At 72.2% G+C, this 19367-nt stretch carries 8 protein-coding genes; all 8 read left to right on the top strand.

The annotated features are described in order from the left end of the window. The first annotated feature begins 2 nt into the window (after positions 1-2). The 8 genes from OGH68_RS05185 to OGH68_RS05150 all read left to right on the top strand — a co-directional run bounded on the left by OGH68_RS05185 (position 3) and on the right by OGH68_RS05150 (position 19270). Positions 3-1166: an acyl-CoA dehydrogenase family protein gene (locus OGH68_RS05185; protein ID WP_264242130.1), complete on the top strand. Its 1164-nt coding sequence runs from the start codon at positions 3-5 to the stop codon at positions 1164-1166. Between the two features lie 82 nt (positions 1167-1248). Beyond that, a complete protein-coding gene (locus OGH68_RS05180) occupies positions 1249-4500 on the top strand; it encodes a non-ribosomal peptide synthetase (RefSeq protein ID WP_264242129.1) in 3252 nt (1083 codons plus the stop codon). Then, the gene (locus OGH68_RS05175; protein WP_264242128.1) at positions 4493-9073 is read left to right on the top strand and encodes a type I polyketide synthase; all 4581 of its coding nucleotides are present in this window, start codon (positions 4493-4495) and stop codon (positions 9071-9073) included. The genes OGH68_RS05180 and OGH68_RS05175 overlap by 8 nt, the downstream gene beginning before the upstream one ends. Positions 9074-9158: 85 nt before the next feature. Next, positions 9159-10010 (top strand): 3-hydroxyacyl-CoA dehydrogenase family protein, encoded by an 852-nt coding sequence (locus OGH68_RS05170; protein ID WP_264242127.1) that lies wholly within the window; start codon positions 9159-9161, stop codon positions 10008-10010. Between the two features lie 29 nt (positions 10011-10039). After that, positions 10040-10291, top strand: a complete 252-nt coding sequence (locus OGH68_RS05165; RefSeq protein WP_264242126.1) for an acyl carrier protein — start codon at positions 10040-10042, stop codon at positions 10289-10291. Positions 10292-10393: 102 nt separating this feature from the next. Further along, complete coding sequence (locus OGH68_RS05160) at positions 10394-11599, top strand: hypothetical protein (protein WP_264242125.1); 1206 nt, start codon at positions 10394-10396, stop codon at positions 11597-11599. 1 nt (position 11600) lies between these two features. Beyond that, positions 11601-14747 carry a condensation domain-containing protein gene (locus tag OGH68_RS05155; protein ID WP_264242124.1) on the top strand — a complete coding sequence of 1049 codons (3147 nt, stop codon included), beginning with the start codon at positions 11601-11603 and terminating at the stop codon, positions 14745-14747. A 5-nt stretch (positions 14748-14752) separates the two neighbouring features. After that, the gene (locus tag OGH68_RS05150; protein ID WP_264242123.1) at positions 14753-19270 is read left to right on the top strand and encodes a non-ribosomal peptide synthetase; all 4518 of its coding nucleotides are present in this window, start codon (positions 14753-14755) and stop codon (positions 19268-19270) included. Positions 19271-19367 lie beyond the last annotated feature (97 nt).

Below are 19367 nucleotides of genomic sequence, written 5' to 3'. Positions count from 1 at the left end.
AGATGATCAGTCAACTCACGCCGGAACAGCGCGAGAAGTGGGCCTCCTTCCGCGAGTTCGCCGACACCACGGTGGCACCCGCGGCCGAGTCCGCGGACACACAGCAGGCCATGCCACGGACGCTCGTCAAGAGCCTGGGCAGGGAGGGCTGGATATCCTCGCTCCTCCCCGCGGAGTGGGGAGGCTCGTCGCTGGACCCGCTCAGCTACGGCCTGATGGCCGAGGAGATGGGCCGGACCTGCCAGAACGTGCGCAACTTCGTGGCCTGTGCCGACATGGTGTCGCACTCCCTCTGGAAGTGGGGCACCGCCGCACAGCGCGAGAAGTGGCTCGGGCCCATCGCGGCGGGCGAGGCCGTCGCCGCCTTCGCGCTCACCGAACCCAACGTCGGAAGCGATGCCAAGGGCGTCGAGACGGTGGTGACGGCGGACGGGGACGGCTACGTCATCCGCGGCCGCAAGAAGTGGATCAGCTTCGCCGAAATCGCCGACATCTGCCTGGTGTTCGCCCAGTACGAGGGACGGCACACCGCGTTCCTCGTGGAGCGCGACACCCCCGGCCTGACCGTCGAGCCGATCCGCGGCCTGCTCGGCCTGCGGGGCTCCGCGCTGGCCGAGGTCGTCTTCGACGACTGCCGTCTGCCGGCGGACTCGATGGTGGGCCATCCTGGTTCCGGGCTCGCCTTCGTGGCCTCCACCGCCCTGGACATCGGGCGGTACAGCACGGCATGGGGCTGTGTCGGCCTTGCCCAGGCGTGCCTCGACGCCGCCACTCGCCACGCGCAGGACCGCATCCAGTACGGCACACCGATCATCGACCACCAGCTTGTGCAGCGCATGCTCGCCGACATGGTGGCCGGCTCCCGGGCGGCACGGCTGCTGTGCTGGGAGGCCGGGGCGGCCAAGGAGCAGGGCGCTTTCGACGCCGTGAACCAGACCCTCATGGCCAAGTACTTCGCCTCGACCACCGCCAACCGCGTCGCGGCCGACGCCGTCCAGATCCTCGGAGCCCAGGGCATCGGGCCCGACGCACCCGTCGGACGGCTGTTCCGGGACGCCAAGGTCATGGAGATCATCGAAGGGACGAGCCAGCTCCACCAGGCGATGCTCGGCCGCTGGAGCGCTCAGATTCAGCATCCGGCCGTTGGGGGTGCGCGCACCTCCTGAGCCGCGCCGGCCCCGGCCTCCGGGGTGCACGGCCATCTCCCGAAGCCAGCGCGTCCACCTCACGATCCACAAGGCAGTCCTGATGACGTCCCATCCTCACTCCCGGACCGGGCCGACCGGCCCCGGGCACGAAAGCCCACGGACGCCCGGCGAGCCGACCGGGCCCGCTGCGCCGCCCGCACCCCTCACCCCGGCCCAGCAGCAGACCTGGCTGCTCGGCATGCTCGCTCCGGGCCGCACTGCCACCCACGTCTCCGCCGGGCTCGGGCTGGCCGGAGACACGGACCGGCCGGCGCTCCTGGAGGCACTGCGCGGGGCCGCTGCCACCCACCTGTCACCCGGCGCGCGCTTCACCGTCGCCGGCGGGATGCCCGTGCGCCTCTCGGCGGACCTGGTGGAACTGCCGGTCCAGTACTCCGACGTGAGCGGCCTCGACGAGGACGAACGGAGCCGCCGGGTGCGGGAGGCGTCGGCCGAAGCGCTCCGCGCGCCCTTCGACCCGGAGAGCGGCCCGCTCTCCCGCGCCCTGCTCATCCGGAGCGGACCCGCCGAACACCTCCTCGTCCTCGTGGCGCACCGGCTGATCGCGGACCACGCCCTCCTCGAGCAGGTCCTGCGGGACATGGCGGCCGCCTACGGAGCCCTGACCGGGAAAGGGGCCGCGTCGCAGACCCCCTCGCCCGCGGCCCGTGAGGCATCGGGCGCCGGGGGCCACCCGGTGGACCAGGTCCCGGCCCCGGCTTCCGCCGGGCCGGCGGACCGGCCAGCCGAGCTGCCGCCGGTCCCCGAGCTCCCCCTGGACCGGCCCCGCCCCGCGCGGCGCGCCCTCGACGCCGGCTGCGTGGCGTTCGGCATCCCGCGGGGGACCGCCGCCGCGCTGCGCACGCTCGGCGCGCGGCAGGGTGCGGAGCTGCACCACGTACTGCTCGCTGTGTACCTCGTCCTCCTGCACCGCTACAGCGGCCAGACCGCACTCGCCGTGGCCGTTCCCGTGGCAGGTGCCGCGGGAACGGCCTCCGAGACCACGGCCGCGGTCCGGTGCGAGGTCCTCCCGGGCGTGCACCTGGACGAGCTGGTGGCCCGGGTGCGGGCTGACGCGGCACGTGCCCGGCCGACCCCGGCGCCCGCCGCGGAACTGCTCACCAGGCCGGGCTTCTCCTACCGGGCGGCGCCCCGCATCGGTGAACTGCCCGGCATCCGGACCTGGTTCCCGGACGCCCCCGTCACGCACGTGCTCGGCGATCTCGCGCTGGATTTCGTCGAGGGGGAGGACGGGGTGACGGGGCGCCTGCTGTTCGCGGAGGACGTGTTCGACCCCGCCACCGCACGGCGGACGGCACGGCACTACCTGACGCTGCTGGACGCCGCCGTCGAGGACCCCCGTCGTGTCGTCTCCGCGCTCCGCCTCCTCACCGAGGAGGAGGAACGCACGATCGCCGAGCTGAACGGCGTCCGGGGCGACCTCCCGGACATGACGTTCCACCAGCTCTTCGAGAGGCAGGCGGGCAGGACGCCCGACGCGGTCGCGGTCCGGTCGCAGGACGGGACCCTCACCTACCGGGAGCTGAACGCCCTGGCCAACCAGCAGGCCGACCTGCTGCGGCACCTGGGCGTCGGCCCGGAGACCACCGTCGGCATCTGCATGGAGCGCGGCCGGCGGATGGTCGTGGCCCTGCTGGGCGTGCTCAAGGCAGGGGGCGCCTACGTACCCCTGGATCCGCGGGACCCGGCGGAGCGCCGGGACACGATCCTCACCGACGCCCAGGTCGGCGTCGTGATCTGCACGGATCCCGCGCCGGCCGCGGGGTACGAGACGGTCGTACTGGACGCGGACTGCACCGTGCTGAAAGGCCGTCCGGCACACGATCTCGCGACACCGGCCTCGGCGCCGGAGCACGCCGCCTACCTCCTCTACACCTCGGGCTCCACCGGCAAGCCCAAGGGGGTGGTCGTGGAGAACCGCCAACTGGTCGGTTACACGCGGGCGGTCATCGAGCGTCTGGGCATCGACGGACCCCTGAGCTGGGCGATGGTCCAGCCTCTCACCGTGGATTCCAGCGTCACGGCCCTGATGCCGCCGCTGTCCACGGGCGGCGAGGTCCATCTGCTGTCCCGCGAGCACGCACTGGACGCGGCCAGGATGGCCGACTGGATGCGGACCCACGCGGTGGACTGCTTGAAGATCGCCCCCTCGCACCTGCGGGCGCTGCAGGCATCGGCCCGCTTCGCGGACCTCCTTCCCCGCCGCCTGCTCGTGATCGGGGGCGAGGCGTCGGACTGGCAGTGGATGACCGCGCTCCAGCGCTCCGTGCCGCACTGCCGGGTGTTCAACCACTACGGTCCGACTGAGACGACCGTGGGTGTCCTCACCCTGGCCGTCGCCGAGCACCTGGACGCGCAGTGGGACACCGCGCCGATCGGTGTCCCCCTTCCGAACTCCCAGGCACACGTGGTCGACGCGGAAGGCCGTCCCGTGCCCTTCGGCGTGGCCGGCGAGCTGATCCTCGGCGGCACGAACCTGGCCCGCGGCTACCACCGCAGGGACGAGCTGACCTCGGCGGCCTTCGTGCCGGACACCCTCGGCGGGCCCGAGGGGGCGCGGCTCTACCGCACCGGCGACATCGTGCGCCGCCTGGCCGACGGCTCCCTCGCCTTCCTGGGACGGCGCGACGACCAGATCAAGATACGCGGCTTCCGCGTGACCCTCGGGGAGATCGAGGCCGCGCTCACCAGCCACGAGGCCGTACGCGGAGCCGTGGTGGTCGTCCGGGAGGACACCCCGGGGGACCGGCGCGTCGTCGCGTACGCCGAGCTGTCCCCGCCCGGGGCGGTCTCCCCCCAGGAGCTCGAAAGGCACGTACGGGAGCGGGTGTCGCCGCACATGGTCCCGCAGGCGACCGTGGTGCTGGACGCCCTGCCGCTGACCCCGCACGGCAAGGTCGACCGCTCCGCGCTGCCCGTCCCGGCGGCCGCCGGAGGGGCCGGCCCGGCCGGACTGCCGCCCCAGGGCGAGGTCGAGCGCCAGGTCGCGCAGGCATGGCGGGAGGTGCTGCGGACCGACGCGGTGGGCGTCGACCAGAACTTCTTCGACGTCGGGGGGCATTCGCTGCTCCTGGTCGAGCTCCAGCACCGCCTCCAGGCCGTCGCGGGCCGCGACATCGAGCTCCTCGACCTGTTCCGGCACACCTCCGTCCGGACGCAGGCGGCCTTCCTCTCCGCGGGAGGGGAGCCCCCCGCGCCCGACACACCCCCCAGAGCCAGGGGAGCCCAGCAGAACGCGCTCATGAAGCGCCGTCAGCAGCAGTTGCGAGCAAAGCGAGGCCGTCATGACTGAGCAGCTTCCGGATGAGCCCGGCCCGTTCGAGGACGGTCTCGACATCGCCATCGTGGGTATGGCGGGCCGGTTCCCCAAGGCGCGGACCATCGAGGAGTTCTGGAGCAACCTGAAAGCCGGCCACTGCGCCGCCACCCGGTTCGACGAGCAGCATCTCGCCGAGCTCGGCGCGGACGCCGAAGCCTTGGCCGACCCGGACTTCGTCCCCGTCGGCTACCTGCTCGAGGACAGCGACAAGTTCGACGCGGCGTTCTTCGGCTACTCGCCCCGCGAGGCCGAACTGATGGACCCCCAGCACCGCGTCCTCCTGGAGTGCGCCTGGTCGGCCCTGGAGAGCGCGGGGTACGACCCCGACCGCTACGAGGGCTTGACCGGCGTCTACGCCGGCACGGGGAACAACACCTACCTCCTCTTCAACATCGCCTCCCACCCGGACGCGGTCGAGGTCATGGGCGGGAACCAGCTGGTCATCGGGAACCGCTCGGACTTCCTCAGCAGCAGGGTCTCCTACAAGCTGGACCTGCGCGGCCCCAGCATCAATGTGCAGTCGGCCTGTTCCACTTCCCTGGTCGCGGTCGTCCAGGCATGCCAGGCCCTGCTCGCCTACCAGTGCGACACCGCCCTCGCCGGAGGCGTGGCCGTCGACGTCATGCGTCGCGACGGATATGTCTACCGCGAGGACGGGATCTACTCGCCGGACGGATACTGCCGCACCTTCGACGCCCGGGCCCAGGGCACCGTCGGAGGCGACGGCGTCGGCATGGTGGTGCTCAAGCGCCTGCAGGACGCGGTCGACGACAACGACCACATCCACGCGGTGATCAGGGGCAGCGCCGTCAACAACGACGGCGCCGCGCGAGCGGGATTCAGCGCCCCGAGCGCCGCCTCCCAGGCCGACGTCATCGCCACGGCGCTCGCCAACGCGGACGTGGACCCGGAGAGCATCCGCTACGTCGAGGCGCACGGGACCGCCACCCTCCTCGGCGACCCGATCGAGGTGTCGGCACTCAACTCGGCCTACGGCGGCGTCCCGCGAGCACGGACGGCCCTCGGCTCCGTCAAGACCAACATCGGACACCTCGACTCCGCCGCCGGAGTGGCCGGGCTGATCAAGACCGCCCTGGTCGTGGAACGGGGCGAGATCCCGCCGACCCTGCACTTCGAGCGACCCAACCCGCGGCTCGGCCTGGAATCCGGTCCCTTCTACGTCAACAGCGAGCTCCTGCCCTGGCCCCAGGACAGCGGACCGCGCCGCGCCGCGGTCAGCTCGTTCGGCCTCGGCGGCACGAACGCCCATCTGATCGTCGAGCAGCCCCCTGAGATCCCCCGGAACAGCCGGTCCGGCCCGGACACGGAACAGCTGCTGGTCCTTTCGGCCAAGTCGCCCGAGGCCCTCGACACGGCCACCGGTGAACTCCTCGACCACCTGCGCGCACACCCCGGCGTGCCGCTGGAGGACGTCGCCTTCACCCTCCAACAGGGCCGCAGGGAGTTCCCGTACCGGCGGGCACTGCTGTGCGGGAGCGTCGACGACGCACGGGACATCCTCGGCGCGCCGGACGACGGCAGGCTCCTCACCGCATCCGGCCCCCAGTCCTCCAGCAGGCCCGTCGCCTTCGTCTTCACCGGGTTCGGTGCCCAGTACCCCGGCATGGGCGCAGGTCTCTACGACCAGGAGGAGGTGTTCCGGGAGGCGTTGGACGAGTGCGCGGAGCTCCTGCTGCCCCTGCTCGGCCTGGACATCCGCCCCGTCATGCTCACCGCGGACACCGACTCCGCGAGCAGTGGGCGCGGCGGCGCGGGAGGCATGGACCTGCGGAGCATGCTGCTCCAGCCGCAGCGCAGCGAGCACCCGCTCGACAGCCCCCGCCTCGGCTACGCCGCGGTCTTCGCCCTCGAGTACTCCCTGGCCAGGCTCTGGGGCTCCTGGGGCATCGAGCCGGAGGCCATGATCGGGCACAGCCTCGGCGAGTACGTGGCGGCCTGCCTGGCCGGCGTCTTCTCACTGCCGGACGCGCTGCGCCTGGTGGTGGAACGCGCGAGGCTCATCGAGGGCCAGGGCGAGGGCGCGATGCTCGCGGTACCGCTCTCGGAGGCCGAGGCCGACCGCTGGACGAGCGAGGACGTCTGCCTGGCGGCCGTGAACGGACCGCAGACCTGCGTGCTCTCCGGCACCGTCGAAGGGATCGAGGCGGCCGGCCGCGCGCTCCTGGCGGAGGGCATCGCCTCCCGGCGCCTGACCACCGGCTTCGCCTTCCACTCGCCGATGATGGACCCGGTGGTCGCGCCGTACACGGAGCTGGTGCGAACCGTCCGGCTGAACCCGCCGGCCACGCCCTTCGTCTCCAACATGTCCGGCACGTGGATCACACCGGAGGAGGCCACCAGCCCGGAGTACTGGGCCGAGCACATGCGGCGGCCGGTACGGTTCGCGGACGGCATCGGCACTCTCTGGACCGTTCCCGAACTCGTCGTGGTCGAGGTCGGACCCGGCCAGAGCATGGTGCCCGGGATCGTGCAGCACCCCGCGGCGGCCGCGGTCGCCGACCGGGTCGTGGTGCACTCGCTGCCCGGGGTCTTCGACCGGCAGAGCGACCGCGCCACCATGCTCCGCGCCGCCGCCAGGCTGTGGCTGGCGGGGCGTGCGCAGCCGTTCCCGCCCGTGCGGGGCGCGCGACGCACCCCGCTGCCCACATACCCGTTCGAGCGGCGCCGCTACTGGGTGGAGCGCGGCACGGCAGCGCCCCGCGTACCCGCCGAAGCCCGCCGCCATACGGATCCGGCACAGTGGTTCTACGCCCCGTCCTGGCAGCAGACGGCACCGGTGCCCCCGGTCGACGCGGCCGGGCCGGCCGCGCACAGCTGGCTCGTCTTCGCGGATGAGACAGGAGTCGGCGGCGAACTGGCGGACCGGCTCGAAGGTCTCGGCGCGACGGTGCGCACCGTGCGGGCCGGCAGTGAATGGAGCCGCAAGGCCGAGGGCGTCTACGTGCTCGACCCCGGCAGCCCGGAGCACTACACCCGGCTGGCCGAGGCCCTGCGGGAGGAGGGTTCGCCGCCGGACCGGGTGCTCCACTGCTGGAGCGTGGGGAACGACGCGGACCACGGCACCGACCCGCAGGACGTACGGGCCCTCCTCGACCGGGGGTTCCACTCGCTGCTGCACTGGGCCCAAGCCACCGAGTCCGGGCTGAGCGTGCCGCAGCGGTGGGACGTCGTCTCCAGCGAGGTCTGCTCCGTGACCGGGGAAGAGGCGCTCTGCCCGCCGAAGGCCGCGGTCCAGGGCATCGTCCGGGTCCTCCCGCAGGAGTACCCGTCGCTCACCTGCGTCCATCTCGACCTCGCGGGCGGGCAGACCGCACCGGCGGCCGTGGACGCGATCCTGCCGGCGCTCTCCCGGCCCGCCGGCGAGCGGACGCTCGCGCTGCGCGGACGGCGCTGGTGGGCCCCCACCTTCGTGGCGGCGGAGCAACCGCGCCGCGACTCCGCCCCGGTCCGGGCGGACGGGGTCTACCTGATCACGGGGGGACTGGGGAAGATCGGCATGCTGATGGCCCGGGCCCTCGCCGAGCGGGAACGGGTGCGCCTGGTCCTCCTCGGGCGTACCGAGCTGCCGTCGCGGGAGACCTGGGACGCACCGGACCACCCCGAGGCCACCCGGGACCTGATCCGCGGCGTCCGCGCGCTCGAGGAGCTGGGCTCCGAGGTGATGGTGTGCGCCGCCGACGTCTCCGATCCCGTCCGCATGCGTGAGGTGAAGGAGGCGGTGGTCCAGGCGTACGGCCGGGTCGACGGGCTGCTGCACTGCGCCGGTACGACCGGGGCCGAGGCCCACCGCGTGGTGGCCGACCTCGGCGAACGCGAGAGCGCCTGGCACTTCGACCCGAAGCTGTACGGCACGTACGTCCTCGACGAGGTACTGGCGGACCAGGAACTGGACTTCGCCCTCCTCTGCTCCTCGATCGCCTCCCTCCTCGGCGGCCTCGGGTTCGCCGCGTACGCGGCCGCCAACGCCGTGCTCGACGCCTTCGCGCAGCGCCACCACGGCGCCGGGCAGCCGTGGTCCAGCGTCAACTGGGAGGCATGGCGCTTCACCGCCGCGCCGAGGGACGAGGCCGGCATCGGTTCGGCGGTCCAGGCCCTGGCTCTGGACCCCGACGAGGGACGCCGGGTGACGGACGCCCTGCTGGCCGCGGTCCCGCAGGCGCAGGTCGTGGTCTCCACCTCCGACCCGGTCCGGCGTCGTGAACAGTGGGTCGCGCCCGCCGCGGAGGCCGCCATGCCGCGGCAGCAGCACGAGCGGCCCAACCTCCGCAACCCCTACGTGGCGCCCGACAGTGACACGGAACGGCAGGTCGCCGTGATCTGGCAGGAGCTGCTCGGGGTCCAGAGCGTCGGTGTCCACGACAACTTCTTCGAGCTCGGCGGCAGTTCCCTCCTCGGCCTGCAGGTCGTGCACCGGCTGCGCCAGGAACTCTCCCTGCCCGTGCCGCTGACGGTCGTCTACGAAGGCCCCACCGTCCGCGCCCTGGGCAGGCTCGTCGACGACCTCCGCGCGGCCGACGGCCGGTGACGCGGCACAACGGCCCGGTGCTCGTCCGCCGGGCCGCCCCTCGACATCCCCTCCATTCTCTTCCGAACAACCGAAGGCGGCAGGCGTGAGCGTGAGCAAGATAGGTGTCATCGGCGCCGGGACGATCGGCCGCGGTGTCGCGCAGTCCCTGGCCCAGTCCTCTTTCGAGGTGGTCCTGGTCGACATCGCGGAGAGCCAGCTCGTGAGTGCCAGGAGCCAGATGGAACGGGACCTGCGTATGCAGGGCCTGTTCCGCGCGGAGAAACTCGCCGACGACGCGGAGACCATTCTGGGTCGCATCACCACCAGCACCGAACCCGAGGCTCTGGCGGACGTCGATTTCGTCGTCGAGAACGTCACCGAGAACTGGGACGTCAAGCGTGAGGTCTACGAGACGATAGACAAGATCTGCCGTCCTGGCGTGGTCTTCGCGGTCAACACCTCGGCCGTTCCGATCACCCGCGTGGCATCGGTCACCGAGCGGCCCGCCGAAGTGCTGGGACTGCACTTCATGAATCCCGTGCCGCTCATGGACACGGTCGAGGTCGTGCGCGGTTACTTCACGTCGGACGAGACACTCGCGGTCGCCATGGGGCTCCTCGATGCCACGAGCAAGGAGGGCATCGTCGTACAGGACGCCCCGGGATTCGTGACCAACAGGGTCCTGATGCTCACCATCAACGAAGCCGTCTTCTGCGTGCAGGACCAGGTCGCCACCGCGGAGGACGTCGACAGGATGTTCAAGGGCTGCTTCGGCCACAAGATGGGCCCCCTGGAAACGGGTGACCTGATCGGGCTGGACACCATTCTGAACTCGCTCACGGTCATGTACGAGAGCTTTAAGGACTCCAAGTACCGGCCCGCCCCCCTGCTGCAGAAGATGGTCGACGCCAAGCTGCTCGGGCGGAAGACGTCCCAGGGCTTCTACACCTACTGAAAACCCCTTTCATCCCTCAGGAGAACGACATGACGCACAACGACGTGAACGCCCGTATCCGCGCATTCCTCGCCCCGCACCTGGGTGGTCAGGAAGTCGCCGACGGGGACGACATCTTCGCCCTGGGATACGTCAATTCCCTCTTCGCCATGCAGCTCGTCCTTTTCATCGAGAAGGAGTTCTCCCTGCAGCTCGGCGCCGAGGACATGGAGTTCGACAACTTCCGCACCGTTTCGGGCCTCGTCCGCCTCGTGAACGCGAACACCGCCGCGGCGGTCTGACCGCAGGGCCCCGGGGACCTGCTCCCCGGGGCCCGGGCAGGGGGTGCCCGCGACCACCCCACGGAACGTCCCGCCCCACCATCCGGCCAGGAGTGAACCACCATGACCCCCTTCAGTACCCGTGTCGACCTGCACACTCCGGTGCCGGAGCACCTCGCGCCCGAGATCGAGCGGCGCATGTTCTTCGTGTCCGGCGACATCGACGCGTTCGAGCTCGTCGTCGGCGACGGCGAGGTGCGCGGAGTGGTGATCCGGTCGGCGGAGCCCGTCGACCCCGCTGTCCTGGCCGACAAGGTCAACCGCGTGGTCGACAGCGACGTGCGCCCGCAGCGGCCGACACCCGCCAAATCCGTGTGGCGGTCCCCCCACCGGCGCGAGGTGCGGGAGGGGACCTTCACCCTCCTGGCCGACGCCGGAGCCGTCAGCGAGGCCGGCGAAGGCCAGGTGGCGGTGGGCGAACCGTTCCTCTCCTTGCTGGAGTACTTCGACCGGACGGTCAAGAAGCTCCTCCGCCAGGACTTCCAGGTGAGCGAGTACCGCTATCCGACCCTCATCAGCACTCGGGTGCTGGAGACGGCCGGATACTTCGGGTCGTTCCCCCAGCACCTCATGTTCGTGACCCGGCTGCACAACGACATCGACGTGTACCAGGGGTTCCAGGAGAAGTACGCCGGAGCGGGGATCGACTCCGGCGTACTCGAGTCGTGCGGGAACGTGGACTACTGCCTGCCGCCCACCATGTGCTACCACACCTTCCACCAGTACAGCGGGCGGGAGCTGAGCGCGGACCGGCTCCACGTGGTCACCGCCCGCGGCAAGTCGTTCCGGTACGAGTCCGACTACGCCACCACGCTCGAACGTCTCTGGGACTTCACCATCCGGGAAATCGTCTTCATGGGCGCGCGTGACGAGGTGCTCTCCGCCCGCGAGACCTTCATGCGGAACGTGTTCGCGCTCGTCGAGGAGCTCGGACTGTCCGGGTTCTGCGAGGTGGGCAACGATCCCTTCTTCTGCGGCACCGACACCTCCCAGCGCATCTGGTCGCAGCGGCTGCTCGAGCTCAAGTACGAACTCCGCCTCGACGTCGGGCCCGACCGGACCGTGGCCGTCGGATCCTTCAACTTCCACGACGACCTGTTCGGCCGGAACTTCGGCATCCAGCACGGCACCGGCGGTCTGGTCAGGAGCGCTTGCGTGGGATTCGGCCTGGAGCGCCTGGTGTACGCGTTCCTGTGCCAGTACGGGGTGGACCCCGAGGGCTGGCCCGCGGCGGTCCGCACCGGCGTCGAAGGGCTGAGCGGGATCTGACATGGACGACAGCACGAGCACGGACTTCCCCCTCTCTCGGGCCCAGCTCGGCATCTGGTTCGCCGACCAGGACGAGGTCCACGGGGGCCGTTACCGGATAGCGGAGTACTTCGACATAGCGGGACCGGTCGACGCCGCAGCCTTCCGCCGCGCCTGGATCCGGGCGTGGGAGGAGACCGAGGCGCTGCGCGTGGCGGTCACGGACACGCCGGTGGGCCCACGCCAGTCGGTCCTGTCCGGGCCGTCGCCCGACATCCTCTTCCTGGACCTCGCCACCGCGGGGAACCCCGAAGCCGCGGCGCTCGACCGGATGCGGGACGACCTGGCCCGGCCGCTCGACGTGACCCGCGATCCGGTCCTCACGGTGTGCCTGTTCCGGCTCTCCTCCCGGCGCTTCCTCTGGTACCAGCGCACCCACCACCTGACCGTGGACGGATTCGGGGCGGCACTCTTCGCCGAGCGCGTCGCCGCCCTCTACGCGCAGGAGACGGGCGGCCCACGGGCGGCCGCCTCCTCCTTCGGCTCGCTGGCCGACCTGCTGGCGGACGAGGAGGCGTACCGGGCCTCGGCGGCGTTCGACGCGGACCGCGACTTCTGGACACGCAAGCTCGCCGACCGGCCACGGCCCGTGTCGCTCTCCGACCGCTCCTGGCAGCCGGCCGCGCCGGTGCTGCGCCGTACGGCACGGATCCCCGCGGACCAGGCCGACCGGCTGCGCGCGGGCCTCGGCCGGTCCCTGGCACCGACGGCTGTGGCGGCGGTCGCCGCCCAGCTGCACCTCGTGACGGGCGCCGAGGACGTCGTCGTCTCGCTCCCCGTGACGGCCCGGCGAGGAGACGTCGCGCGGCGCACTCCCGGCATGCTGTCCAACACCGTCCCCCTCCGGTTGGCCGTGCACGGCGACATGTCCTTCGCCGACCTGACCCGCCAGGCGGCGCTGGTGATCAAGGAGGCACTGCCGCACCAGCGTTACCGTGCCGAGGACCTGCACCGCGACCTGGGCTTCACGCGCGGCGAGCGCGGGGTCGTCGGCCCGATGGTCAACGTCATGACGTTCCCCCACACCTTCACCATGGGAGGCCACACCGCCGTCGCCCACAACCTCTCCAACGGCCCGGTCGGCGACATCGCCGTCGCGGTGGGCGGGCGCCAGGACGGCGCGGGTCTGAGTCTGGACACGGACGCGAGTTCGGCACGGTACGCGGAGGAAGAGCTCGCCCATCACGAGCAGATCCTGCTCGGCCTCTTCCGTGCCGCTGCCGACGACCCGCAGGGCGCCATCGGCTCCGTCGCGGTGGCCCCGGCCCCACGGGCGGTCAGGGCCGGCGCCCGCGATTCGGGCGGACAGCAGGCCAGGCCGGCGGCTCAGGCGGGCCCGGAGCCGGCCACCGCCGCCGAGCAGGCCGAGCCGGGTGGGAGCGAGGCCGCTCAGGAGGCCATGGTCCAGTTGTTCCGGAGCGTCCTCGGTGTCGCCGAGGCGGCCCCGGACGACGCGTTCTTCGACCTCGGCGGTGACAGCATCACCGCGATCCAGCTCGTCTCCCGCGCGCGGGAGAACGGGTGGGCCATCAGCCTCAAGCAGGTCTTCGCCCGCGAGACGCCGCGTGAGCTCGCGAAGGTCGCCGTACCGGTGGCCCAGGAGCAGGCGACGGCGGCGGGGACCGCCCCGCACGACGCCGTCACAGGACCCGTCCCGGCGAGTCCGGTCCTGAGATGGCTGGAGGAGCTGGGCGGCCCGGTGGACGCGTACCAGCAGTCCCTGCTCATCCGTACTCCCGCCGGACTCACGCAGGACACCTTGCGGACGCTGCTGACCGCCCTGACCGACCACCACGACGTCCTGCGCGCCCGGCTGGTGGACGAGCACGGGTGGCGTCTGCACATCGCCCCGGCCGGCAGCACTGCCGTGGAGGGGCTCGTCGAACGCGTCGCCGTGGAGGACCTCTCGGACGAGGAGACCGTCGCACTCGCCGCCACCCACGTCCGGAAGGCCGCCGAGCGGCTCGACCCATGGGGCGGCACCCTGCTCCAGGCGCGCCTCTTCGACGGCGGCCCCGACCGGCGGGGCATGCTGCTGCTGGTGGTCCACCACCTCGCCGTGGACGGCGCTTCCTGGTACACGCTGCTGCGTGACCTGGCGCTCGCCTGGGAGGCCCACGGGGCAGGCCGCCCCGTCGAACTGCCCCCGGTCGCGACCTCGGTCACGCGGTGGAACGGGCTCCTGGAGGGTTCGGCCCACGACGCCGGGAGGCTGGCGGAACTGCCCCACTGGCGCTCAGTGCTGACCCCGGACGCCCCGCCGCTCGGGGAACGCCCCCTGGACCCGGCCGTGGACACGGCCGCGACCAGCACACGCAGGCACCTGGTCCTCGACCCTGCCCGCAGCGCCCCCCTGCTGTCCTCGGTGCCCGCCGCCGTGCACGGCACGATTCCCGATGTGCTGCTCACCGCGCTGGCCTTGGCGATCCCCGCATGGCGCGCGGAACGCGGGCTCCCTGCCTCCCACGACGTCCTGCTCGACCTGGAGGGCCACGGCCGGGCGGACGGCTCCCACGAGGCCGATCTGTCCCGTACCGTCGGCTGGTTCACGAGCATGCACCCCGTCCGACTGAACCCCGCGGACGCCGGCGGCACGGTCCCCCAGGACGCCACCCAGGCACTCGCGTGGGTCAAGGAGCAGCTGCGTGCCGTCCCGGGGGACGGGCTGGGCTTCGGCCTGCTGCGTCACCTCAACCCGGACACCGGACGGGAGCTGCGCGGTCTGGCGAAGCCGGAGATCCTCTTCAACTACCTGGGACGGCTGCCCGGCCGCGAGGAAGCCGACTGGAGCCCGGTGTCCGCCGCCGACGTCCTGAGGGACGGGCGCGACCCCCGTGGCCCGGCCGGCCACGGACTCACCATCGACGTCCTGGTCCGGGAGGACAGCGGCGGGCCCCGGCTGGAGGCCGGTTTCAGCGCTCCGGCCGGATGGCTCCGCGCCGCGGACCTGGACCGGCTGTGCACGCTCTGGGACGAGGCCCTGGGCGCCCTCGCGGCCGCTGCCGCAGGCCGCGAGGTCAGCCGGCACACCCCCTCAGACCTCTACCTCACCGGGCTCGGCCAGGACGAGGTCGATGATCTGGAAGCCGAACTGGAACGGTGGGCCTAGAACCTATGCGTACGTCCCGACTGGAAGATGTCTACCCCCTCACCCCGCTGCAGTCGGGGCTGTACTTCCATGCCCGACTCGCTGGAGCGGCGGCCGACCTCTACACCGCACAGCTGACCCTCGATCTGACGGGCCCGCTGGATCCGGAACGCCTCGCCCGGTCCTGTGCGACGGTCGTGCGGCGGCACGCCCCGCTCCGCGCCGGATTCAGGACCCGTGCCACCGGCGACCCCCTGCAGTTCGTCGTCCGTGACGCCGTGCCCCCGTGGTCCACCTCCGATCTGCGCGGGGTGGACCCGGAGCACAGGGCCGCCCGGCGGGAGCGGCTGATCGCCGAAGACCGCCGCCGGCCCTTCGACCTCGACCGTCCCCCGCTCGTGCGTTTCAGGCTGATCCGGACCGGCGACCAGCAGTGGACCCTGGTGATGACCAACCACCACCTGGTGCTCGACGGCTGGTCGTTCCCGGTCCTGGTGCGGGAGGTCTTCCGCGTCTACACCGAGGGCGGGGAGGCCGCCGGCCTTCCCGAGCCCGCCCCGTTCCGTTCCTACCTGGAGTGGCTGGCGGACCAGGACCACGCCGAGGCGGTGGCGGCCTGGCGGGAGTCCTTCGAGGGCTTCGACCAACCGGCCATGGTGGCGTCCGTCACCGCGGCGGTGCCCCCGCGGCACCAGCAGCTGCCCCGCACGGTCGTCTCGGTGCTGCCGGAGGCCGGGACGTGGGCCCTGGACGGTCTCGTCCGCGGCCAGGTCACCCTGAACACCGTGGTGCAGGGAGCGTGGGGCCTGCTGCTCGGCTGGATGACCGGCAGCCAGGACGTCGTCCTGGGCACCGTCGTGTCCGGCCGCCCTCCGGAGCTTACCGGCGTCGAGTCCATGGTCGGACTGCTCACCAACACCGTTCCGGTACGGGTGCGGCTCGACGCCGACGAAACCGTGCCCGCCTACCTGGGCCGGCTGCGCGACGAGCAGGCCCGCCTGCTGCCCCACCACCACCTGGGACTCCAGGACCTGCACGAGCTCACCGGGCTGCCCGCCCTCTTCGACACGGTGACCGCCTTCGAGAACTATCCGGTCGACGCTGCCACGGGCGACGAGCTGGCCCCGGGCATCACGTTGACCGGCGCGGACATCGCGGACGCGACCCACTACGCCCTCACCCTCACCGTCGTCCCCGGCACCGAGCTGGAGATACGCCTCGGCTACCAGCCCCACCTCATGACGGCCGAGGAGGCGCGGTCCTGGCTCGACCGGCTCGTCGAACTGCTGGGGATGATGGCCGCGGGCGACGGGAGCACCCTCCGGGACCTGGTCCCCCTGCTCCCGGGTGAGAAGGCGGAACTCCTGGGGCGCTGGCACGGACCGGTGCGGGACATCCCGGAGGGAACCCTGGCCGACGGGTTCGAGGCGCAGGCGGGGCGCACCCCCGACGCCGACGCGGTCGTCTTCGGAGGGTCCGCCGTCTCGTACCGCGAACTGAACGGCAGGGCCAACCGGCTGGCGAGGCTCCTCCTCGGCCGTGGAGCAGGCCCAGGACGGCGCGTCGCCCTCATGCTGCCCCGCTCCACCGACATGGTGGTGGCCCTGCTCGCGGCCCTCAAGTCCGGTGCCGCCTACATTCCGGTGGACCCGCACCTTCCGGCGGACCGGGTCCGGTTCATACTGGACGACGCGAAGCCCGACGTCGTGCTCACCACCGAGGAACTGCTGTCCGTCGTCGGAGCGGACGTACCGACCGTCACCGCGCGGCAGGGCGACGACGGCTTCCGCGCACTGACGGAGGGCCTGTCCGCGGGCAACCTGACGGAGGGGGAACGCCCTGCCGAGCCGAAGGCCACCGACCCGGCGTGGATCGTCTACACCTCGGGGTCCACCGGCCGCCCCAAGGGCGTCGTGGCCGGCCACCGCTCCGTCCTCAACCGCATCGCCTGGTACGCCGCCGAGTTCCCGTACCAGCCGGACGAGACGGTGATCGCCAAGACGACCCTCAGCTTCGTCGACGGCTCCGTCGAACTGCTGGGAGCCCTGCTGAACGGCGCCCGGATCGCCCTCGCCGACAGCGGGACCGCCCGCAGCGCGATCGCTCTCGCCGCGATGATCGAGGGCACGGGACCGTGCCGGATCACGGTCGTCCCGAGCCTGCTGGGAGCGCTGCTGGAAGAGGCCGGCCGGCGTGACCTGACGTCCTGCGGACTCTGGGTGTCCAGCGGTGAGGCCCTCACCCTCGAACTGGTCCGGCAGTTCCGCTCCCTCCTGCCGGGTGCGCGCCTGGTCAACTTCTACGGCTCGTCCGAGGCCGGAGCGGACAGCCTCTACGCCGAGGCGGACGGGCCCGAGGTCCTCCTCGGCCGTCCCGTGTGGAACACCAGGACCTATGTGCTCGACGCGTGGCAGCGCCCCGTTCCCGTGGGCGTGGTCGGCGAACTGCACCTCGCGGGCGCCTGCCTCGCCGACGAGTACCTCAATCAGAGTGGACTGACGGCGGAGCGCTTCCCGGCCTGCCCCTTCGGGAACCCGTCCGACGGGCGGATGTACCGCACGGGTGACCTGGTCAGCCGCCGCCCCGACGGCAGTCTCGTGTTCCACGGACGCGTCGACGGCCAGGTCAAGATACGGGGCTTCCGGATCGAACCGGGCGAGATCGAGGCGGTCCTGGCCGCCCACCCGGACGTGCAGGCGGCGGTGGTCGTCGACCGCCCCGACACCGAGGGCCGGTCCCGCCTCATCGCGTACGTCGTCCCCGCACACCCCGGCCGGCCGCTCGACGGGGCGCGGCTGCGCGCACACCTGGCCGGGCAGCTGCCCGAGTACATGGTTCCCGCGCTGGTCCTCCCCCTGTCCGAGGTGCCGCTGACCGGCAGCGGCAAGATCGACCGCAAGGCGCTGCCCGCCCCCGACTTCCAGTCGGCCTCATCCGGCCGCGCGGCACGGACGGAGCGGGAAGAGCTCCTGTGCGGGCTGTTCGCCGAGGTACTGGGGCTCGACCGGGTGACGATCGACGACTCCTTCTTCCACCTGGGCGGACACTCGCTGCTGGCCACGCGGCTCATCGGCCGGATCCGGCGGGAGCTGGGCGTGGAAGTCGCCCTGCGCACCCTCTACGAGACCCCGACGGTCGCCCACCTCGCCGAGACGCTGGAGGAGCGGCCCGCGGCCGCACGCCCGGCGCTGGGACCGATGGAGCGGCCGGAGGAGTTGCCGCTGGCGCCGGTGCAACGCCGCCTGTGGTTCCAGAACAGGCTGGAGGGCGCGAACGGCAACTACAACATGCCCATGGCGCTCCGGCTGACCGGGCCGCTCCACCGTGCCGCCCTGCACCGGGCCGTCAACGACGTCGTCGCCCGGCACGAGAGCCTGCGCACCGCCTTCCCCGACTGGGACGGCGTCCCGCAGCAGGTGGTGCTGGAACCGCACGAGGCGCCTGTCGAGCTGCCGCTGGTGGTGACGACCGAGGAGGACCTGCCGGGCCTGCTCGCCGCCGGGGCCCGCCATCCGTTCGACCTCACGGAGGAAACGCCGGTACAGGCACGCCTGTTCGAGATCGGGGAGCAGGAGCACGTCCTCCTGCTGGTTCTGCACCACATCGCGTGCGACGGCTGGTCGCTCACCCCCCTGGCCAGGGACATCGCCCGGGCCTACGCCGCGTCGGCGGCGGGCACCCGGCCGGCGTGGAGCGACCTCGCCGTGCAGTACGCGGACTACACCCTGTGGGCCCACCGACTGCTCGGCGGAGCCGACCTGCCGGAATCGGAGCTCAACCGCCAGACCGCGTTCTGGACCGGGGAACTCGCCGGACTGCCGGACCGGTTGGAGATTCCCGCCGCGGCCGAACGCCCGCGGGCCCCCTCGTACCGGGCCGGACACCTCGACGCCCGGATCCCGGTGTCCGTGCTGGAGCCGCTGCACGCGCTGGCGGCCCGGTGCGGCGTCAGCCTGTTCATGGTGTGCCAGGCCGCACTGGCCGCCCTGCTCACCGAACAGGGTGCGGGTACGGACGTGGCGATCGGGACACCGGTCGCCGGACGCACCGACGACGCCCTCGACGACCTCGTGGGGTTCTTCGTGAACACCCTGGTGCTGAGGACCAGGACGGACGGGAACCCTACGTTCCGAGAGCTGCTGTCGAGGGTCCGCACCACCGATCTCGCGGCGTACGCGCACCAGGACGTGCCCTTCGACCACATCGTCCAGGCGGTCAACCCCGACCGGGAGGCGGGCCGCCATCCGCTGTTCCAGGTCATGCTCGCCTTCCAGAACAACGCCCTGCCCGACCTGTCGCTGCCCGGCCTCGACGTGCGGACCGAGCCGCTGCCGGACCAGCCGGCGCGGTTCGACCTGCGGTTCGAGCTGGCGGAGCGCCGGACCGCCGACGGCACGCCCGACGGCATCGGAATCCGCCTCACCTACGCGGTCGACCTCTTCACCGCCGAGGCGGCGCAGGAGCTGCTGCACGGCTACACGGTCCTGCTGGAGCGGGCGGCCGGGGACCCCGAGTCCGTCGTGGGCGCGACGGCCGGCGGCTGACCACGGCGGACACCGGACAGCACGGAAAGGCCCGTCCGGCCGAGCTGACCGCTCGGCCGGACGGGCCTGGTGCGTACGGGTCCCGGGCAGGGACCGC

Origin of the sequence: Streptomyces peucetius (assembly GCF_025854275.1) — a bacterium.
In the GTDB taxonomy this organism is placed as follows: Bacteria; Actinomycetota; Actinomycetes; order Streptomycetales; family Streptomycetaceae; genus Streptomyces; species Streptomyces peucetius_A.
This window is presented reverse-complemented; position numbering and strand designations above follow the sequence as displayed.